We start from the raw sequence: 15,356 nt of genomic DNA on the forward strand, positions 1-15,356 counted from the left end.
TTGTTGCTTCACAAATATAGCCTATCACCATTAATATCAAAACTATTCATCGTTTTTTTGAGTAATATCACTTTCTTTGTAAAAAAATTAGTTTGAACTATTTAACAGTCGAAAATATATCAAAATCTTATGGTGAGTTAGAACTCTTTTCTGACCTCTCATTTAGTATCCATAAAGATGATAAAATAGCCTTTGTCGCTAAAAACGGAAGTGGTAAAACCTCTATACTTAATATCCTTTCTGGAGCAGACACTCCTGATTCTGGACAAATTGTTATGCGAAATGGTTTACGCATTTCTTTTTTATCACAATCACCTCAATTTGATCAAAACTTAACTATTAACGATACCATTTTCAATTCAGATTCTCCACAATTAAAGATTATTGAAAATTACGAAAAGGCCTTACGACATCCTGAAAACACAGAAGCTTACCAAAAAGCTTTTGAACAAATGGATATTCATAATGCCTGGGAATTTGAGTTGCAGTTCAAACAAATTTTGTCACAATTAAAGCTCGACAATCTCAATCAAAAAATCAGTACCATGTCTGGCGGACAAATTAAACGCTTGGCATTAGCTCAGGCTTTAATCAGTAATCCAGATTTATTAGTACTTGACGAACCAACCAATCATCTCGACTTAGAAATGATTGAATGGTTAGAACACTATTTTGCCAAAGCACAATTCACACTTTTTATGGTCACTCACGATCGCTACTTTTTAGAACGTGTGTGCAACGAAATTATAGAATTAGATCACGGAAAGTTATATACCTACAAAGGCAATTACAGCTACTATTTAGAAAATAAAGAAGCGCGTATTGCTCAGGAGCAAGTTGAAACAGGCAAAGCCAAACAACTCTTTAAAAAAGAATTAGAATGGATGCGTCGTCAGCCAAAAGCAAGAACGACCAAATCAAAATCGCGTATTGATGATTTCTCAGACATTAAAAAAAGAGCACACCAGCGTAGAAATGACCACAAAGTAGAGTTAGAAATTAATATGGAACGCCTAGGCAGCAAAATTGTAGAGTTCCATAAGGTTTCAAAATCCTTTAAAGACAAAGTGATTCTCGATGGTTTTGAATATGTATTTAAAAAGGGAGAACGCATTGGTATTATTGGAAAAAACGGAACAGGAAAATCGACTTTCCTAAACATGTTAACCGACAATTTAAAACCCGATTCGGGTAAAATTGTTATAGGTGACACTGTAAAATTTGGGTACTACACACAAGGTGGCATTACCATTAAACCTCAACAAAAAGTTATTGAGGTGATTAAAGAATTTGGAGAATTCATTCCTTTAACTAAAGGACGACAAATTAGTGCCAAACAACTTTTAGAACGTTTTCTTTTCGACGGAAAAAAGCAACACGACTATGTAGAAAAGCTTAGTGGTGGTGAGCAAAAACGATTGTATTTATGTACGGTTTTAATTCAGAACCCTAATTTTCTTATTCTTGATGAACCAACCAACGACCTTGATATTGTCACACTAAACATCCTTGAAGAGTTTTTACTCGATTTCCCTGGTTGCCTGCTCGTTGTATCACACGACCGTTATTTTATGGACAAGATTGTAGATCATTTGTTTGTATTTAAAGGCGAAGGTGAAGTTCAAGATTTCCCTGGTAATTACTCAGATTATCGTACTTACGAGGCATCAACACCAACCGAACCTAAAGTTGCTGAAGACACTTCTAAAGTTTCAGAAGAAAAAGCGAAAGACTATAAAGCTGAAAAGTTATCTTACAACGAACAGAAAGAATACAAGAACCTGGAAAGTAAAATACGTGCCTTAGAATTAGACAAAAAGGCTTTAGAGGAAAAGTTTAATGATACTACTTTATCTCAGGAAAAAATCAACGAACTATCACTTCAGTTACAAGGTATAATTGATGATATTGAAGAAAAAGAAATGCGTTGGTTTGAACTATCTGAAAAATTTGAATCCTAATCATGTTTCAAATTATTGAGTACATTCGATTTGTATTAAAATCCACCAACCAGCATGGTGTACACTCTCCTTTTGTTTACGATTTAGTTACCAAATGCTTTTATGATAAGCATAAGTATGCAAACTACTTACAACTTAAAAACTACAGAAAAGCATTATATAATACTACAAATCGAATCGAAGTTACCGATTTTGGCTCAGGCTCCAGAGTTTTTAAATCGAATATTAGAGCCATTAATGCCATTGCCAAAACATCTGGAACATCTGTAAAAAGAGCTGAGCTATTATTCAGAATTGTCAAGTATTTTAAGCCTAACCAGACACTCGAATTAGGTACATCTCTAGGTATTGCTACTCATGCTATGGCATTAGGACATTCAGAAAACACGATTACATCAATTGAGGGTTGTTCTAATATTTCAGACATTGCACAACAACAACTTAAAGAATTCAACATTAGCAATGTGAAAATAAAAACCGGTTCATTTGAAGCCGTTCTTCCGAAGTTAAACACACCCAATTACGACCTTATCTTCTTTGATGGCAACCACAATAAAGACGCTACACTAGACTACTTCAACACTCTAGTCGTGTCAGCACACAACGACAGCGTATTTATTTTTGATGACATACATTGGTCAAAACCAATGCTTGAAGCCTGGGAAACTATTAAGGCACATCCTAAAGTTACAGTGAGTATTGACACTTTTTTTTGGGGATTTATATTTTTCAGAAAAGAGCAGGCCAAAGAAAATTTCACCATTAGATTGTAACATCAATCCGTAAATAGCGTCATATTAAGTATATTGCAATACGCATCCAATAAAAACCAATTCTATAATGAGTAACGTCATTGAAATTAGAGATATCATTCGTGATTTCCAACTCGGTCAAGAAACTGTTCATGTATTAAAAGGCATCGATTTAGACATCGAACTTGGCGACTATGTAGCGATTATGGGACCTTCAGGTTCTGGAAAATCAACACTTATGAATTTATTAGGGTGTTTAGACACTCCAACTTCAGGAAGCTATGTTCTAAATGGTAATGATGTAAGTCAAATGACCGATGATGAATTAGCAGATATTAGAAATACTGAAATTGGTTTCGTATTCCAAACTTTCAACCTTTTACCTAGAACTACAGCATTAGACAATGTTGCGTTACCCATGGTGTATGCAGGAATATCAAAAGCCGATCGTAACAAGCGTGCTGAAGAAGTTCTTACCGATGTAGGTCTTGCCGACCGTATGGACCACAAACCTAATCAGCTCTCTGGCGGACAAAGACAGCGTGTGGCAGTTGGTCGGGCTTTAGTTAATAAACCATCTATAATTTTAGCTGATGAACCTACTGGGAATCTGGATTCAAAAACCGGATATGAAATCATGAACCTCTTTGACGAAATTCATAAAGCAGGTAACACCGTAATTATGGTTACACACGAGGAAGATATTGCAGCACACGCCAAACGTGTTATTAGACTTCGTGATGGCATAATTGAGAGTGATACAAGAAATTAACAATGGGTATTGGTTGGCTTTTAACTGCATTAGCTATTGGTTTTATATTTGTTATTCTTCAAAATAAAAGACAACTTCAGCAATCATTTTACAAAGACTTAAACCTTACTCAAATAGAGAATGAGCTTTTTAAGATATTAGATGACATTTTATATCATGTCAGCTCAACTTCCGATTTTTCTAATACAGATTTTGAAAATTTTGAAGCTTTCGATGAAGAAATAGCCAAATATAAAGCTGGCATTATAGACAACAACCCAATGAGGATGGAGTTTTTAAATGATGAATTTTCGGCATCAGGGAGATTTAAAATTATATCAGATACTAATGGCTGGACAAAAGAGTTTGCTGTCATAAATAAAAGATTCACCGCTTTGTATCATGCTTACATCAATTATTGATTTAATTTGCATTGCCAAACTGAATGCGTCAACCGTAAAAATGACCTACAATACTAAAAGCTCAAAGGAATAATCATGGTCTATATTATTGCAATACTTGCATCACTATACATGGTTCTACGGCTACTTTTCAAAAGGAATCAGCGTAAAAGAGACAATAGTCGGAAACGCTCTATGTTTGATAAAGGTGGCTTTCGCAGGTAATTAAATTTCTATAAACCTTTTCAGATTACATAGCTATCGATTAACTTGCATATATGAAAATATATACAAAAACAGGAGATAAAGGCACTACTGCTTTGTTTGGTGGTACACGTGTTCCTAAACATCATATTCGTATTGACAGCTATGGTACTGTAGATGAACTCAATTCGCATTTAGGATTGATTAGAGATCAAGATATTGACCCTCATTATAAACATGTATTGATCAATATCCAAGACAAACTATTCACTGTTGGTGCCATTTTAGCTACAGATCCAGAGAAAGCTACACTTAAAAACGGAAAAGAACGTCTTAACATTCCGAAAATTTCTGAAGATGATATTGTCCAATTAGAACAGGAAATGGACGCTATGAACGAGGCATTACCACCAATGACACACTTTGTATTACCAGGCGGACATCAAACGGTGTCATTCTGTCACATTGCACGCTGTGTATGCAGAAGAAGTGAACGTTTAGCAAGTGCTTTAAATGATTTAGAGCCTTTTCAACCCGAAAGTTTAACGTACTTAAACCGACTTTCTGACTACCTCTTTGTATTGGCACGAAAGTTGTCTTATGACTTACAAGCCGAAGAAGTAAAATGGATTCCTAAAAAAGAATCCTAGAGTACCACTTTGCAGAATAAGTTATCAGTTCTACTAGGCTTAAAATCAGTAAAAAGTATACGTTCTTTAAATTATTATTTAATTAATTCATTTTTTTCTTGACTTTATGAACTATAATTTTATTTTTGCAAAAAAATAAATACCATAAGAAATGTATTGGACATTAGAATTAGCATCGTATTTAAGTGATGCGCCTTGGCCAGCAACAAAAGACGAATTAATTGACTACGCTATTAGAACAGGAGCCCCTTTAGAGGTTGTTGAAAATCTACAAGCGATAGAAGACGAAGGTGACTCTTACGATTCCATCGAAGAAATCTGGTCAGATTATCCAACTGATGAAGATTATCTGTGGAACGAGGACGAATATTAAAGTAATTTGAAGTTCAAGTTACATTAAACGTAAAATAAAAGTTAAAAAGTCTCATACAGAGGCTTTTTTTGTGCCTGAAATTTTCAGTATAACTAACACAAATCATATCTTTGAAGTCTAACAATTTTGAAGATACGACCTTATCTAAAAGCATATAATTGCGGTCAGCCTGAATGTTTTTCAGGTTCTCTATAAAAGGGTTACCTTAATTATGAGATTCTGAAACAAGTTCAGAATGACGGATTCAAATGTTTGAAGATAATTTCATTAAATAAAATAAACACTAATGAGTTTTTTAAATTCAGTACTTAAAGTATTTGTCGGAGACAAATCTAAACAAGATGTCAAGGCATTAACACCTATTGTTGAAAAAGTTAAATCTTTTGAAAGCGCCTTAGAACAATTATCACATGACGAATTAAGAGCTAAAACAGCCGAATTCAAAGCAAAAATTGCCGAAGCGAGGCAACCACTCCAAAAAAATATCGATCAATTATTATTAGACGCAGAAGCTACTGATGATATCGACAAAAGAGAAGATATCTACTTAGAAATCGATAAAATCAAAGACGATATTTACAATGTTACCGAAACTGTATTAAACGACATCATGCCAGAAGCCTTTGCTGTGGTTAAAGAAACGGCTAAACGTTTTGTACATAACACTGAAATACCTGTTCAAGCTAATGAGTTTGACCGTTTAATTTCTGGAGAAAAAGACTATGTAACGCTTCAAGATGATAAAGCCGTTTGGGCAAATTCATGGGATGCCGCAGGAAAACCAATCACCTGGGATATGATTCATTACGATGTTCAACTTATTGGTGGTGCAGCCATGCATCAAGGTAAAATTGCTGAGATGCAAACGGGTGAAGGTAAAACCTTAGTAGCCACACTTCCTGTATATTTAAATGCATTAGCAGGAAAAGGGGTTCATCTGGTAACGGTTAACGATTATCTTGCTAAACGTGATAGCGCGTGGATGGCACCTATTTTCGAATTTCATGGTTTGAGTGTGGATTGTATTGATTATCACACACCAAATTCTGAAGCACGCCGAAAAGCCTACAGAGCAGATATTACTTACGGAACGAATAACGAATTTGGTTTTGATTACCTAAGAGATAACATGGCGCATTCGCCTGATGACTTGGTACAGCGTCCGCATCACTACGCCATTGTAGATGAGGTCGATTCGGTATTGGTCGATGATGCACGTACGCCTTTAATTATTTCCGGACCTATTCCTCAAGGGGATCGCCACGAATTTACAGAGTTAAAGCCTAAGGTCGAAGACCTTGCTAATATCCAAAGAAAAGAACTCGTTGGTGTTTTAGCAGAAGCCAAAAAGTTAATTGCTGAAGGTGATACTAAAGAAGGAGGTTTCCTTTTATTAAGAGCTTACAGAGGTATTCCGAAGAACAAAGCATTGATAAAATTTTTAAGTGAAGAAGGTATCAAGCAATTGCTTCAGAAAACTGAAAACTTTTATATGCAGGATAACAACAGAGAAATGCCAAAAGTGGATGCAGAACTCTACTATGTTATCGAAGAAAAAAATAATCAGGTAGAGTTAACCGATAAAGGTGTAGAACACTTATCTGGTAAAGACAATCCTGACTTTTTTGTGATGCCTGAAATTGGAATGGAAATTTCAAAAATTGAGGCTAAGGGTTTATCTAAAGAAGAAGAAGCTGCCGAAAAAGAAGAATTATTCAGAGATTTTGGTGTCAAATCTGAACGTATTCATACACTCAACCAATTGTTAAAAGCTTATGCTTTATTTGAAAAAGACATCCAATATGTTGTCATGGATAATAAAGTAATGATTGTCGATGAGCAAACGGGTCGTATTATGGATGGTCGTCGATATAGCGATGGTTTACACCAGGCGATTGAGGCAAAAGAAAATGTAAAAATTGAAGATGCCACTCAAACTTTTGCTACTGTAACCCTTCAGAATTACTTTAGAATGTATCGCAAATTATCTGGTATGACAGGTACAGCTGTTACTGAAGCTGGAGAATTCTGGGAAATCTATAAACTGGATGTGGTTGAAATTCCGACCAACAGACCAATTGCACGTGATGATCGAGAGGATTTAGTATATAAGACAAAGCGTGAAAAATACAATGCTGTTATTGATGAAGTGACCAAATTATCACAAGCAGGACGACCTGTACTAATTGGTACGACTAACGTTGAGATTTCAGAGCTCTTAGGTAAAATGCTATCGATTAGAAAAGTGCCTCATAATGTATTAAACGCAAAACTCCATAAAAAAGAAGCTGATATTGTTGCCGAAGCTGGACAACCCGGACAAGTAACTATTGCTACCAATATGGCAGGTCGTGGTACCGATATTAAGTTAACTGAAGCTGTAAAAGAAGCTGGAGGATTAGCCATTGTTGGTACAGAGCGTCATGATTCGCGTCGTGTCGACAGACAATTACGTGGTCGTGCAGGACGTCAGGGAGATCCAGGAAGTTCACAATTTTATGTATCGCTAGAAGATAATTTAATGCGTCTGTTTGGTAGTGAGCGTATTGCCAAAATGATGGATAAAATGGGATTAAAAGAAGGCGAAGTGATTCAGCATTCTATGATTTCAAAATCAATTGAGCGTGCTCAGAAAAAAGTTGAAGAAAATCAATTTGGTGTTCGTAAGCGTTTATTAGAATATGATGATGTGATGAATGCACAACGTGAAGTGGTTTACAAACGTCGTCGTCATGCCCTTCAAGGTGAACGTCTACGTGTTGACTTAGCAAACATGATTTATGATACTTCGGAAGGTATTACAACCACGAATAAAGATGCTGAAGATTTTAAAAACTTCGAATTTGAACTGATTAGATATTTCTCTATGAGTTCTCCTATTTCCGAAGCTGAATTTAGCAAAGGCTCTGTTCAGGATATTGCTGGAAAAGTATATAAAGCCGCTTTTGAACATTACAGAGAGAAAATGAAGCGTAATGCTGAATTAGCATTCCCTGTGATTGAAAATGTTTATCTAAATCAGCGTGACAAATACAAACGTATTGTTGTACCATTTACTGATGGCGTGAAGAATTTACAGGTTGTTACCGATTTAGAAAAAGCTTACGAAACAAAAGGGACACAGTTAATTAACGACTTTGAAAAGAACATTACATTAGCGATTGTTGATGATGCCTGGAAAACGCATTTACGTAAAATGGATGAGCTTAAACAATCGGTACAATTAGCAGTTCACGAACAAAAAGATCCGTTATTGATTTACAAGTTTGAAGCTTTTGAGTTATTCAAAGAAATGATTGATCAGGTTAATAAAGATGTTATTTCATTCTTATTTAAAGGGGAATTACCTACAGAAACGCAGAATACAATTCAAGAAGCTAAAGCGCGTAAGCAAGAAAAGTTACAAACACAAAAGGACGAAATTCCTAATATGGATGAACGTGCAGCGCAAAGCAGAGCTGCTGGTGGAAACACCCAGCGACAGCCAGAAGTTGTTGAAACCATTGTACGTGACAAACCTAAAATTGGTCGTAATGATCGTGTGACAATTAAACACGTGATGAGCGGAGAAAACAAAACGGTAAAGTATAAACAAGCTGAACCATTAATCGCTAAAGGTGAATGGGTACTTGTTGAAGAATAAATAAGACCTAACAATGTATTTAAGCCTGATGATTTTAATTGTCAGGCTTTTTCTTTAACTACATCTGAGCATATCATTGGCTTTTCAACTAAAACTGTTATTTTCGTTTAATGTCAACTTACACTATTCTAAAACTATGACTAAAGGTCTCACATTTATATGTTGTCTTTTATTATTAGCAAGTCTCATGAGATGTGATTCGGGGAAATCTGATAAAACGTCAACTACAAATGCTCAAAACCAAAGTGCTGACACGATCAATCTACTAACCGATATTAAACCGCTTTCAGAAAACGGAGATGTAAATGCTGTGATTGAAATTCCTGCTGGCACAACAGATAAATGGGAATTAGACAAATCAACTGGTCAATTACAATGGGAAATGGTTGATAATGCACCTAGAATTGTAAACTATTTAGGGTATCCAGGTAATTACGGAATGATTCCAATGACCTTACTTTCTAAAGAAAATGGTGGTGATGGCGACCCTTTAGACATTCTCGTTCTTGGACCTCCAATTGACAGAGGTCTGATACAAAAATGTAAAATTATAGGTGTATTATACCTTAAAGACAGAGGCGAACAAGATGATAAGTTAATAGCTGTTTCTAACGACTCTCCGCTCTACAATGTAGATAGCATTGATGAATTGAACAATGATTTCAAGGGGATTTCTGAAATAATAGAAACATGGTTTACAAACTACAAAGGTCCTGAGAACATTGAATCTATGGGCTTTGGTAATAAGCAAGCAGCAACTGATATCTTGATGCAAGCGATACAGTCTTATCAGCAAAGTGTACTTTCAAAATAGAAGCAATTATAATTTTAAAATTATATTAGGATCAGGGCAGTTCTCTTTATAAAATTCCAAATCCTGTTTTGAACATACTCCAGGATAATCGCCATGATAATCTTGCATATCTTTAATAACCTGAAAGTGCAAATGTGGTGCATAATCGCCATTGACAGTTGCCTCGCCTAAAGTGCCTATTTGCTGACCTTGCTGAAAGTGCTGTCCTATTTTTAAATCTGCTATAGAAGCCAAACTCAAATGACCATAAAGCGTGTAGAATTCGATAGTATCAATACGATGTTTTAGGATAATAGTTGGTCCGTAATCTCCAAAATTAATATTGTTATTAAAGCTATGTACCTCTGCATCTAAAGGAGAAAACACTGGTGTTTCTGCTGCAACCCAAAGGTCGAGACCCAAATGAATATTTCGCTCGTTTTCTGTGTTAGCGTTTTTGAAGTATGTGCTTCTATTGTAGATATTACGAGTTTCGATATAACCACCAAATGCTACTTTTTTTTGATGGGATTTTACATAATGATCGATATAATGACCTAGAGCCACAGAAGAAGATGTGTCTATAGTTTCTAATGCTTTATTACTTACTGATAGATCTATTGGAATATAGTCGCTTTTCGAGAATTCAGGATGCAAAACTGAAGTTCTGGGCAGCGCTAACAAACGTGTTTCTAAAGTATTATTCATACAGCAAACTTAGGCTTAAAAACTAAAATTTCCGAAGTAAAAAATAAATTTAAGATTTAGAAAGTGCTTTCTCTAAGGCGTCTGCTTTTTCTTTAGCATACATTAAAGTATTGTCCATCTCATAGCATTTTTCAAAGTTTTTGAGTGCGTTTATAGAATCCCCTTGAATTAAAAGCGCATCAGCATAACTATCATAAACATTTGCCGATTTTGGAAACTCCACAGTATTTAATTTAAAGACCGCTAAGGCGTCATCAACTTTATTTTCATTTAATAACAAATAGCCCAACCTATTGTTGTCCCCTTCGCTAACATCATAAGCAATGGTATCTGTTTTTACCTCGTGATAAAAACGAATCGCATCCTTAACATCGTTATCATATATTCGTTTTGCCATTTCTTTGTAAACACTTTTTCTTGGCGCTTGATAGTTTTCACCTGCTGTTATTCGTTTAACATTATCATAAATGGTCCCAAAATTTTCTCCAGAGTCATTTGTTAGAATAACAAATCCGTTTTTGGCATCGACTTCATTGTGTAAAAAAGTAGCAAAACCTACCCAGCCACCAGAATGACTTATGACTTTGGGTTCACCAGGATTATAATCTAGAAACCACCCAAATCCGTAGCCTGTATTCTCACCATCATTGGTTTTACCTGAAGTCCAGGCTTCATCTAAATAGGCTTTTGAAATGATGGTTTGATTGGCCAGAGCCATATTCCATTTGTATAAATCCTCTAAAGTAGAATAGATACCTCCATCACCTCTTACATCATTAACAATATTATAATCATTGAGTATGAAGTCTTTTTGATTAAGAGCCAGACCATAACCAAAAACACGATGAGGCATCTTTTCATCTGCAGCTATTTGATACTGATACAATACTGTATTGTACATCCCAATCGGGTCTGTAATCTGTTCTTTTAAAAACGTTCTAAAATGTTGACCAGAAATCTTTTCTACTATTGAGGCCAACACTAAATAACCAGTGTTACTATATTCCCATTTGTCTCCTGGTTGAAAATCTAACTCAGGATTAACATGATAAAACACGTCTAAAATTTCGTCATTACCCAGAATATATTGTTTGGTTGTATCTTCTTTTACAAAATTGTTTGCAATCACCCGTTCGTAATCGGTAAGTCCGGAAGTATGATGCAATAATTGGCGTATGGTAATATGGTCATAAGGAAAATCGGTTAAAATGGTATTCACCTTTTGATCATAATCGAGTTGACCAGCTTCTTTTAATTTCATAATTGCCATTCCTGTAAATTGTTTACTTACAGAAGCTAATCGAAATTGGGAGTTTATATCTAAGGAATCTACAGGAGAAATAGAGCGCAATCCGTTAGAGCTTTTGAAAACAACTTCACCGTTTTCATACACGAGAATATTTCCGGTAGACAGACCTTCGGCCTTCATAGCATCAATAAATATATTGAAACTGGCAGTTTGATTGATTGATGTTTCAGTATCCGTTTTACATGAAAAAAAGCATGCCGAAACGAGACATACTAATACCAATTGCTTTAAAAAAGTCATAAGATGAAGATTAATGTATTTCTATATCATAAAAGTAAGGTTTTATTTAGTCTTTAAGAACCACATCGCTAAACTTTGCATTGATGACAATTGATTTGCCTGATGCATTAGAGTTTGGATAATTGTTAATGGTTTGTTGTGTTGTCATTTCATTATTTAAACGCGAACGATTTCCCTTAAAATACATACTGTAATCTGTAGTAGTACTAGGCAGCTTTATGACGGCTTCGCTGTTTTCTAAAATTATATTAAGACTCGAAAATGCATCGCTAATGTTCGCAATAGACAAATCTCCAAAACTGCCATCGATAATTGCATTGCCTATTAAAGTAGTGATAAACATATCGGAAGAATTACTATTTAACCGTAAACGATTAACAGTACTGAGATGAGCATCTTCAACATACTTTAAATTAAGTTCACCATTACTCCAGGTCGTTATATTGACTGGAGAATAAGACACATTGATGGAAGTCTCGCTTCCATCAATGTGATTTGCTACAAGTGTAGCGTGTGATATATCTGCTTTTAAATTTTGAATAACAGAAGCCATTTTAAGTTCGCCATGTCTGACATTCAAATTCAATTTTGCACCTTTTGGCATCTTAATTTTAATGGTTCTTCTAACATCATGCTCTCGCTTTTCTAAACGTAAAGCTCTAGACTCGTGGCGTTTTTCATTTGCTTTATGGCGTTCTTCCATTCGTTCTGCTAAACGTTCATGACGTTTTTCCATTTCTTTCTCTCTTTTAGCCATGTGCTTTTCTAATTCTTTACTACGCTTTTCCATCTCCTTACCATACTTTTCTCCCCAAGCTTCCATTTTACTTGCCCATTCTTCATCAAATTGCTTAGAAAATTTTTCACCCCATTCTTCCATTTTAGCTTCGTAGTCTTTCCCGAATTTCTCTCCAAACTTTTCTCCAAAGCGTTCGCCCCAATTTGACATTTTTCGTTCATAAGAAGTAAAATCTATCGTTCCCATTTCTCGTGCCCAGGCTTTCATACGTTCACGATCTTTAGCAGGATAATCTTTACTCCAAGACTCGAGGTACTTTTCACCATCTTTTTTATACGCTTCAGAATCAAAACTTACACTAGTAATCCCATTTGGCAATTCTGGCAACTCAGGGAGTTCTGGCATTTCAGGGATTTCTGGCATTTCTGGCATTTCTGGAAGCTCTGGTAACTCTGGTATTTCAGGAAGCTCTGGCAATTCAGCCAAATGTAAATCACCCAAAACTTCTAAGGCTTTTAAAGATTCGAGATTGATATTAATATCTCCTAAATCTGACCAAGAGCCGTGTAAACCGCCTTGAGATGAAATCTTGACATTACTACCTGAACCTTCAACTTTAAGGTTCCAGTCATTTAAAGCCTTTTGAAGGTCTTCTTTTGATAATTTTTCACCTTCAATATAGGCTTCAACTTCAACTGTATTTTTGTTCCAAGTATCGATTTCAATTTGCACATAACTCGTGTTCAAATCAATAGACACATCTTTGGTAACATCAATACGCTTCGATATTTTTTCTAACTTTTCCTGTGCTGAAACATTTAATATGCAACAGACAAATAACAGAAAGAATATTTGATATATGTTTTTCATGGTTTTTATTTTTTTCTGAAACATGACCTTAGTATTAAGGGTTCCAGTTTATATGTTATCCTTGTAATTTTACTTCTTCAGAAGCATTTAAATCATTTAATTGTTCTTTTAAGCGATACAATAGGTTGAGACGTAATTTAAGGTTGTCAATTAATGCGCTTACAGTTAATTCATTTGGACCGCCTTCGGTTAGCTCTACCGAAAGACGCTTGTATTCTTGATTTAACTCTGCAAGTCGCACAACATAGCCGTCAAACAACTCTTTGTTTTCGGGTGTTTGCTTTACTTTAGACAATTCTAAATTAATATTCGCTAAGTAATAATCTTCAACCTTTTTAAAATCTGGAGAAATATCTCCCAGGGATTTTAATTGCTTGTCTTTATTATCATTAGTATTGACTATTTCTACACCATCATCATCGAGCTTAGGCTCGTATAAAAACTGACTAGCTCCATAACCCAATCCAATAAGAACAACTATACTTGCTGCAATTTGCAACATACTGAACCGTTTTTTGACTGATGTGTTTACTGGCAAGGCCTCATCTAATTTATCAAGAAAGCGTGCTTCATGACCTTGAGGCATTTTTTCTTTAGATACCTTGTTTTCGTTTTCAAATAATGTTCTAAGATCTTGTGCCATTTCGCATTGGTATTAAGAGTTCTTTTAATTTTGATTTTCCTCTAGAGAGCTGTGTTCGGGATGCTATTTCAGAAATATGTAAAATCTCTGAAATTTCCTGATGATCATAGCCTTCCATTAAATACAACATCACAACGTAACGGTATTTATCTGGTAGTTTTTGGATAGCATCTTTAATTGTGTCTAAAGTTATTGTATCATCTACTAACCATTCGTTTTCATAATTGACATCTACGACTTTCAGGTGCACCTCTTCCAATTCCTGCAAATGCTGTTTCTTGGATTTTAAGCAGTCTATGCTTTTATTAATCACGATACGTTTTAACCAAGCTCCAAAAGTAACTTCAGCTTTATACTGATTGAGTTTTGCAAACGCTTTGATAAAGGCTTCCTGGACGATATCTTCAGCTTCCAAAGAATCCTTAACAAACCGCATAGCAACTGCATACATACCATCACAATACTGATTGTATAATTTTAATTGCGCAGTTCGATTATTCTGCTTGCATTGTTCAATGATGTCAATTTGAAGTGTATTCAAATCTCTTTTGGTTTGGTTACATACCAAGTAAATTAATTACATTTATTTGGTATTGGTTCACTATAAAGACGACACAAAAAAAGGAGTGTTGCAAAATTTTATAATTTTTTATTAATTTAATAAGATTTTTATACAAAATAGCGTTAAGTCTTTACTTAACATTTCAATTTCAATTATCTTTACATACAAAATTAGTACTTTACTATGAACACGTTTTTAAAACGCCTACTTATTGCTTTATCCCTCGTTGCTGTGGGACTGGTTGCATATTCTCATTTTGTTGAAGATATTTTTTCTAAACGTTTGAGCCCTAAAGACACTGTCGAATTTAAACTCAACGATCTCAAGTTAGAAGTTTTTTACAACAGACCTTCAAAAAAGAATCGTGAAATTTTTGGAGCTTTGGTACCTTATGATAAAGTTTGGAGAACTGGAGCTAATGAAGCAACTACCTTTGAAAGTAATAAAGACTTAATGATTCAAGGTATTTATTTACCTAAAGGAAAGTACACCTTATGGACAGTACCAAGAGATTCTAGCTGGAACGTCATGTTTAACACCAAGCAATATGCCTGGGGAGTTGACGAAGAGATGCAGGTGATGTGGGATCCTAATTATGATCGTCTTGAAATTGATGTTCCTGTTGAAAAACTTGACACTACTGTAGAGCAATTTACCATTGCTTTCGATAATTCTACCGACAACCTCCAACTCACCATGGCTTGGGATAATACAAAAATTGCAGTACCTTTAAAAGTAATAAAAGACCAAAACTAAA

Annotated in this window: 14 protein-coding genes; 9 read left to right on the forward strand and 5 right to left on the reverse strand. The window is 35.1% G+C overall.

Annotation, left to right across the window (positions count from 1 at the left end; translation table 11 throughout):
* Positions 1-92: 92 nt before the first annotated feature.
* The 8 genes from H7350_RS11760 to H7350_RS11795 all read left to right on the forward strand — a co-directional run bounded on the left by H7350_RS11760 (position 93) and on the right by H7350_RS11795 (position 9,549).
* The gene (locus tag H7350_RS11760; protein WP_204346123.1) at positions 93-1,961 is read left to right on the forward strand and encodes an ABC-F family ATP-binding cassette domain-containing protein; all 1,869 of its coding nucleotides are present in this window, start codon (positions 93-95) and stop codon (positions 1,959-1,961) included.
* A gap of 2 nt (positions 1,962-1,963) precedes the next feature.
* Positions 1,964-2,734: an O-methyltransferase gene (locus H7350_RS11765; protein ID WP_235989340.1), complete on the forward strand. Its 771-nt coding sequence runs from the start codon at positions 1,964-1,966 to the stop codon at positions 2,732-2,734.
* 67 nt (positions 2,735-2,801) lie between these two features.
* Complete coding sequence (locus H7350_RS11770; RefSeq protein ID WP_204346124.1) at positions 2,802-3,485, forward strand: ABC transporter ATP-binding protein; 684 nt, start codon at positions 2,802-2,804, stop codon at positions 3,483-3,485.
* Positions 3,486-3,487: 2 nt separating this feature from the next.
* Positions 3,488-3,886 (forward strand): hypothetical protein, encoded by a 399-nt coding sequence (locus H7350_RS11775; protein ID WP_204346125.1) that lies wholly within the window; start codon positions 3,488-3,490, stop codon positions 3,884-3,886.
* A 257-nt stretch (positions 3,887-4,143) separates the two neighbouring features.
* Positions 4,144-4,719 (forward strand): cob(I)yrinic acid a,c-diamide adenosyltransferase, encoded by a 576-nt coding sequence (locus H7350_RS11780; RefSeq protein ID WP_204346126.1) that lies wholly within the window; start codon positions 4,144-4,146, stop codon positions 4,717-4,719.
* A gap of 151 nt (positions 4,720-4,870) precedes the next feature.
* Complete coding sequence (locus H7350_RS11785; RefSeq protein ID WP_010177336.1) at positions 4,871-5,092, forward strand: DUF2795 domain-containing protein; 222 nt, start codon at positions 4,871-4,873, stop codon at positions 5,090-5,092.
* Between the two features lie 286 nt (positions 5,093-5,378).
* On the forward strand, positions 5,379-8,735 hold the full coding sequence (secA, locus tag H7350_RS11790; protein WP_204346127.1) for a preprotein translocase subunit SecA: 3,357 nt from the start codon (positions 5,379-5,381) through the stop codon (positions 8,733-8,735).
* Positions 8,736-8,871: 136 nt separating this feature from the next.
* On the forward strand, positions 8,872-9,549 hold the full coding sequence (locus tag H7350_RS11795; protein WP_204346128.1) for an inorganic diphosphatase: 678 nt from the start codon (positions 8,872-8,874) through the stop codon (positions 9,547-9,549).
* 6 nt (positions 9,550-9,555) lie between these two features.
* Here the strand turns inward: H7350_RS11795 and H7350_RS11800 are convergent, their stop codons facing one another.
* Genes H7350_RS11800 through H7350_RS11820 form a run of 5 tightly spaced genes read right to left on the reverse strand, consistent with a single transcriptional unit; the run spans position 9,556 to position 14,578 of the window.
* A complete protein-coding gene (locus H7350_RS11800) occupies positions 9,556-10,236 on the reverse strand; it encodes a peptidoglycan DD-metalloendopeptidase family protein (RefSeq protein WP_204346129.1) in 681 nt (226 codons plus the stop codon).
* A 49-nt stretch (positions 10,237-10,285) separates the two neighbouring features.
* Positions 10,286-11,785 (reverse strand): serine hydrolase domain-containing protein, encoded by a 1,500-nt coding sequence (locus H7350_RS11805; protein WP_204346130.1) that lies wholly within the window; start codon positions 11,783-11,785, stop codon positions 10,286-10,288.
* Between the two features lie 46 nt (positions 11,786-11,831).
* The gene (locus H7350_RS11810) at positions 11,832-13,394 is read right to left on the reverse strand and encodes a hypothetical protein (RefSeq protein ID WP_204346131.1); all 1,563 of its coding nucleotides are present in this window, start codon (positions 13,392-13,394) and stop codon (positions 11,832-11,834) included.
* 55 nt (positions 13,395-13,449) lie between these two features.
* On the reverse strand, positions 13,450-14,037 hold the full coding sequence (locus tag H7350_RS11815; RefSeq protein ID WP_204346132.1) for a hypothetical protein: 588 nt from the start codon (positions 14,035-14,037) through the stop codon (positions 13,450-13,452).
* Positions 14,021-14,578: an RNA polymerase sigma factor gene (locus H7350_RS11820; RefSeq protein ID WP_204346133.1), complete on the reverse strand. Its 558-nt coding sequence runs from the start codon at positions 14,576-14,578 to the stop codon at positions 14,021-14,023. Before H7350_RS11820 ends, H7350_RS11815 begins: the two co-directional genes overlap by 17 nt.
* Before the next feature lie 204 nt (positions 14,579-14,782).
* Between H7350_RS11820 and H7350_RS11825 the strand changes: the two genes are divergently transcribed.
* Positions 14,783-15,355, forward strand: a complete 573-nt coding sequence (locus H7350_RS11825; RefSeq protein ID WP_204346134.1) for a DUF2911 domain-containing protein — start codon at positions 14,783-14,785, stop codon at positions 15,353-15,355.
* Position 15,356 lies beyond the last annotated feature (1 nt).

Source organism: Psychroserpens algicola (genome assembly GCF_014526325.1).
Lineage (GTDB): Bacteria > Bacteroidota > Bacteroidia > Flavobacteriales > Flavobacteriaceae > Psychroserpens > Psychroserpens algicola.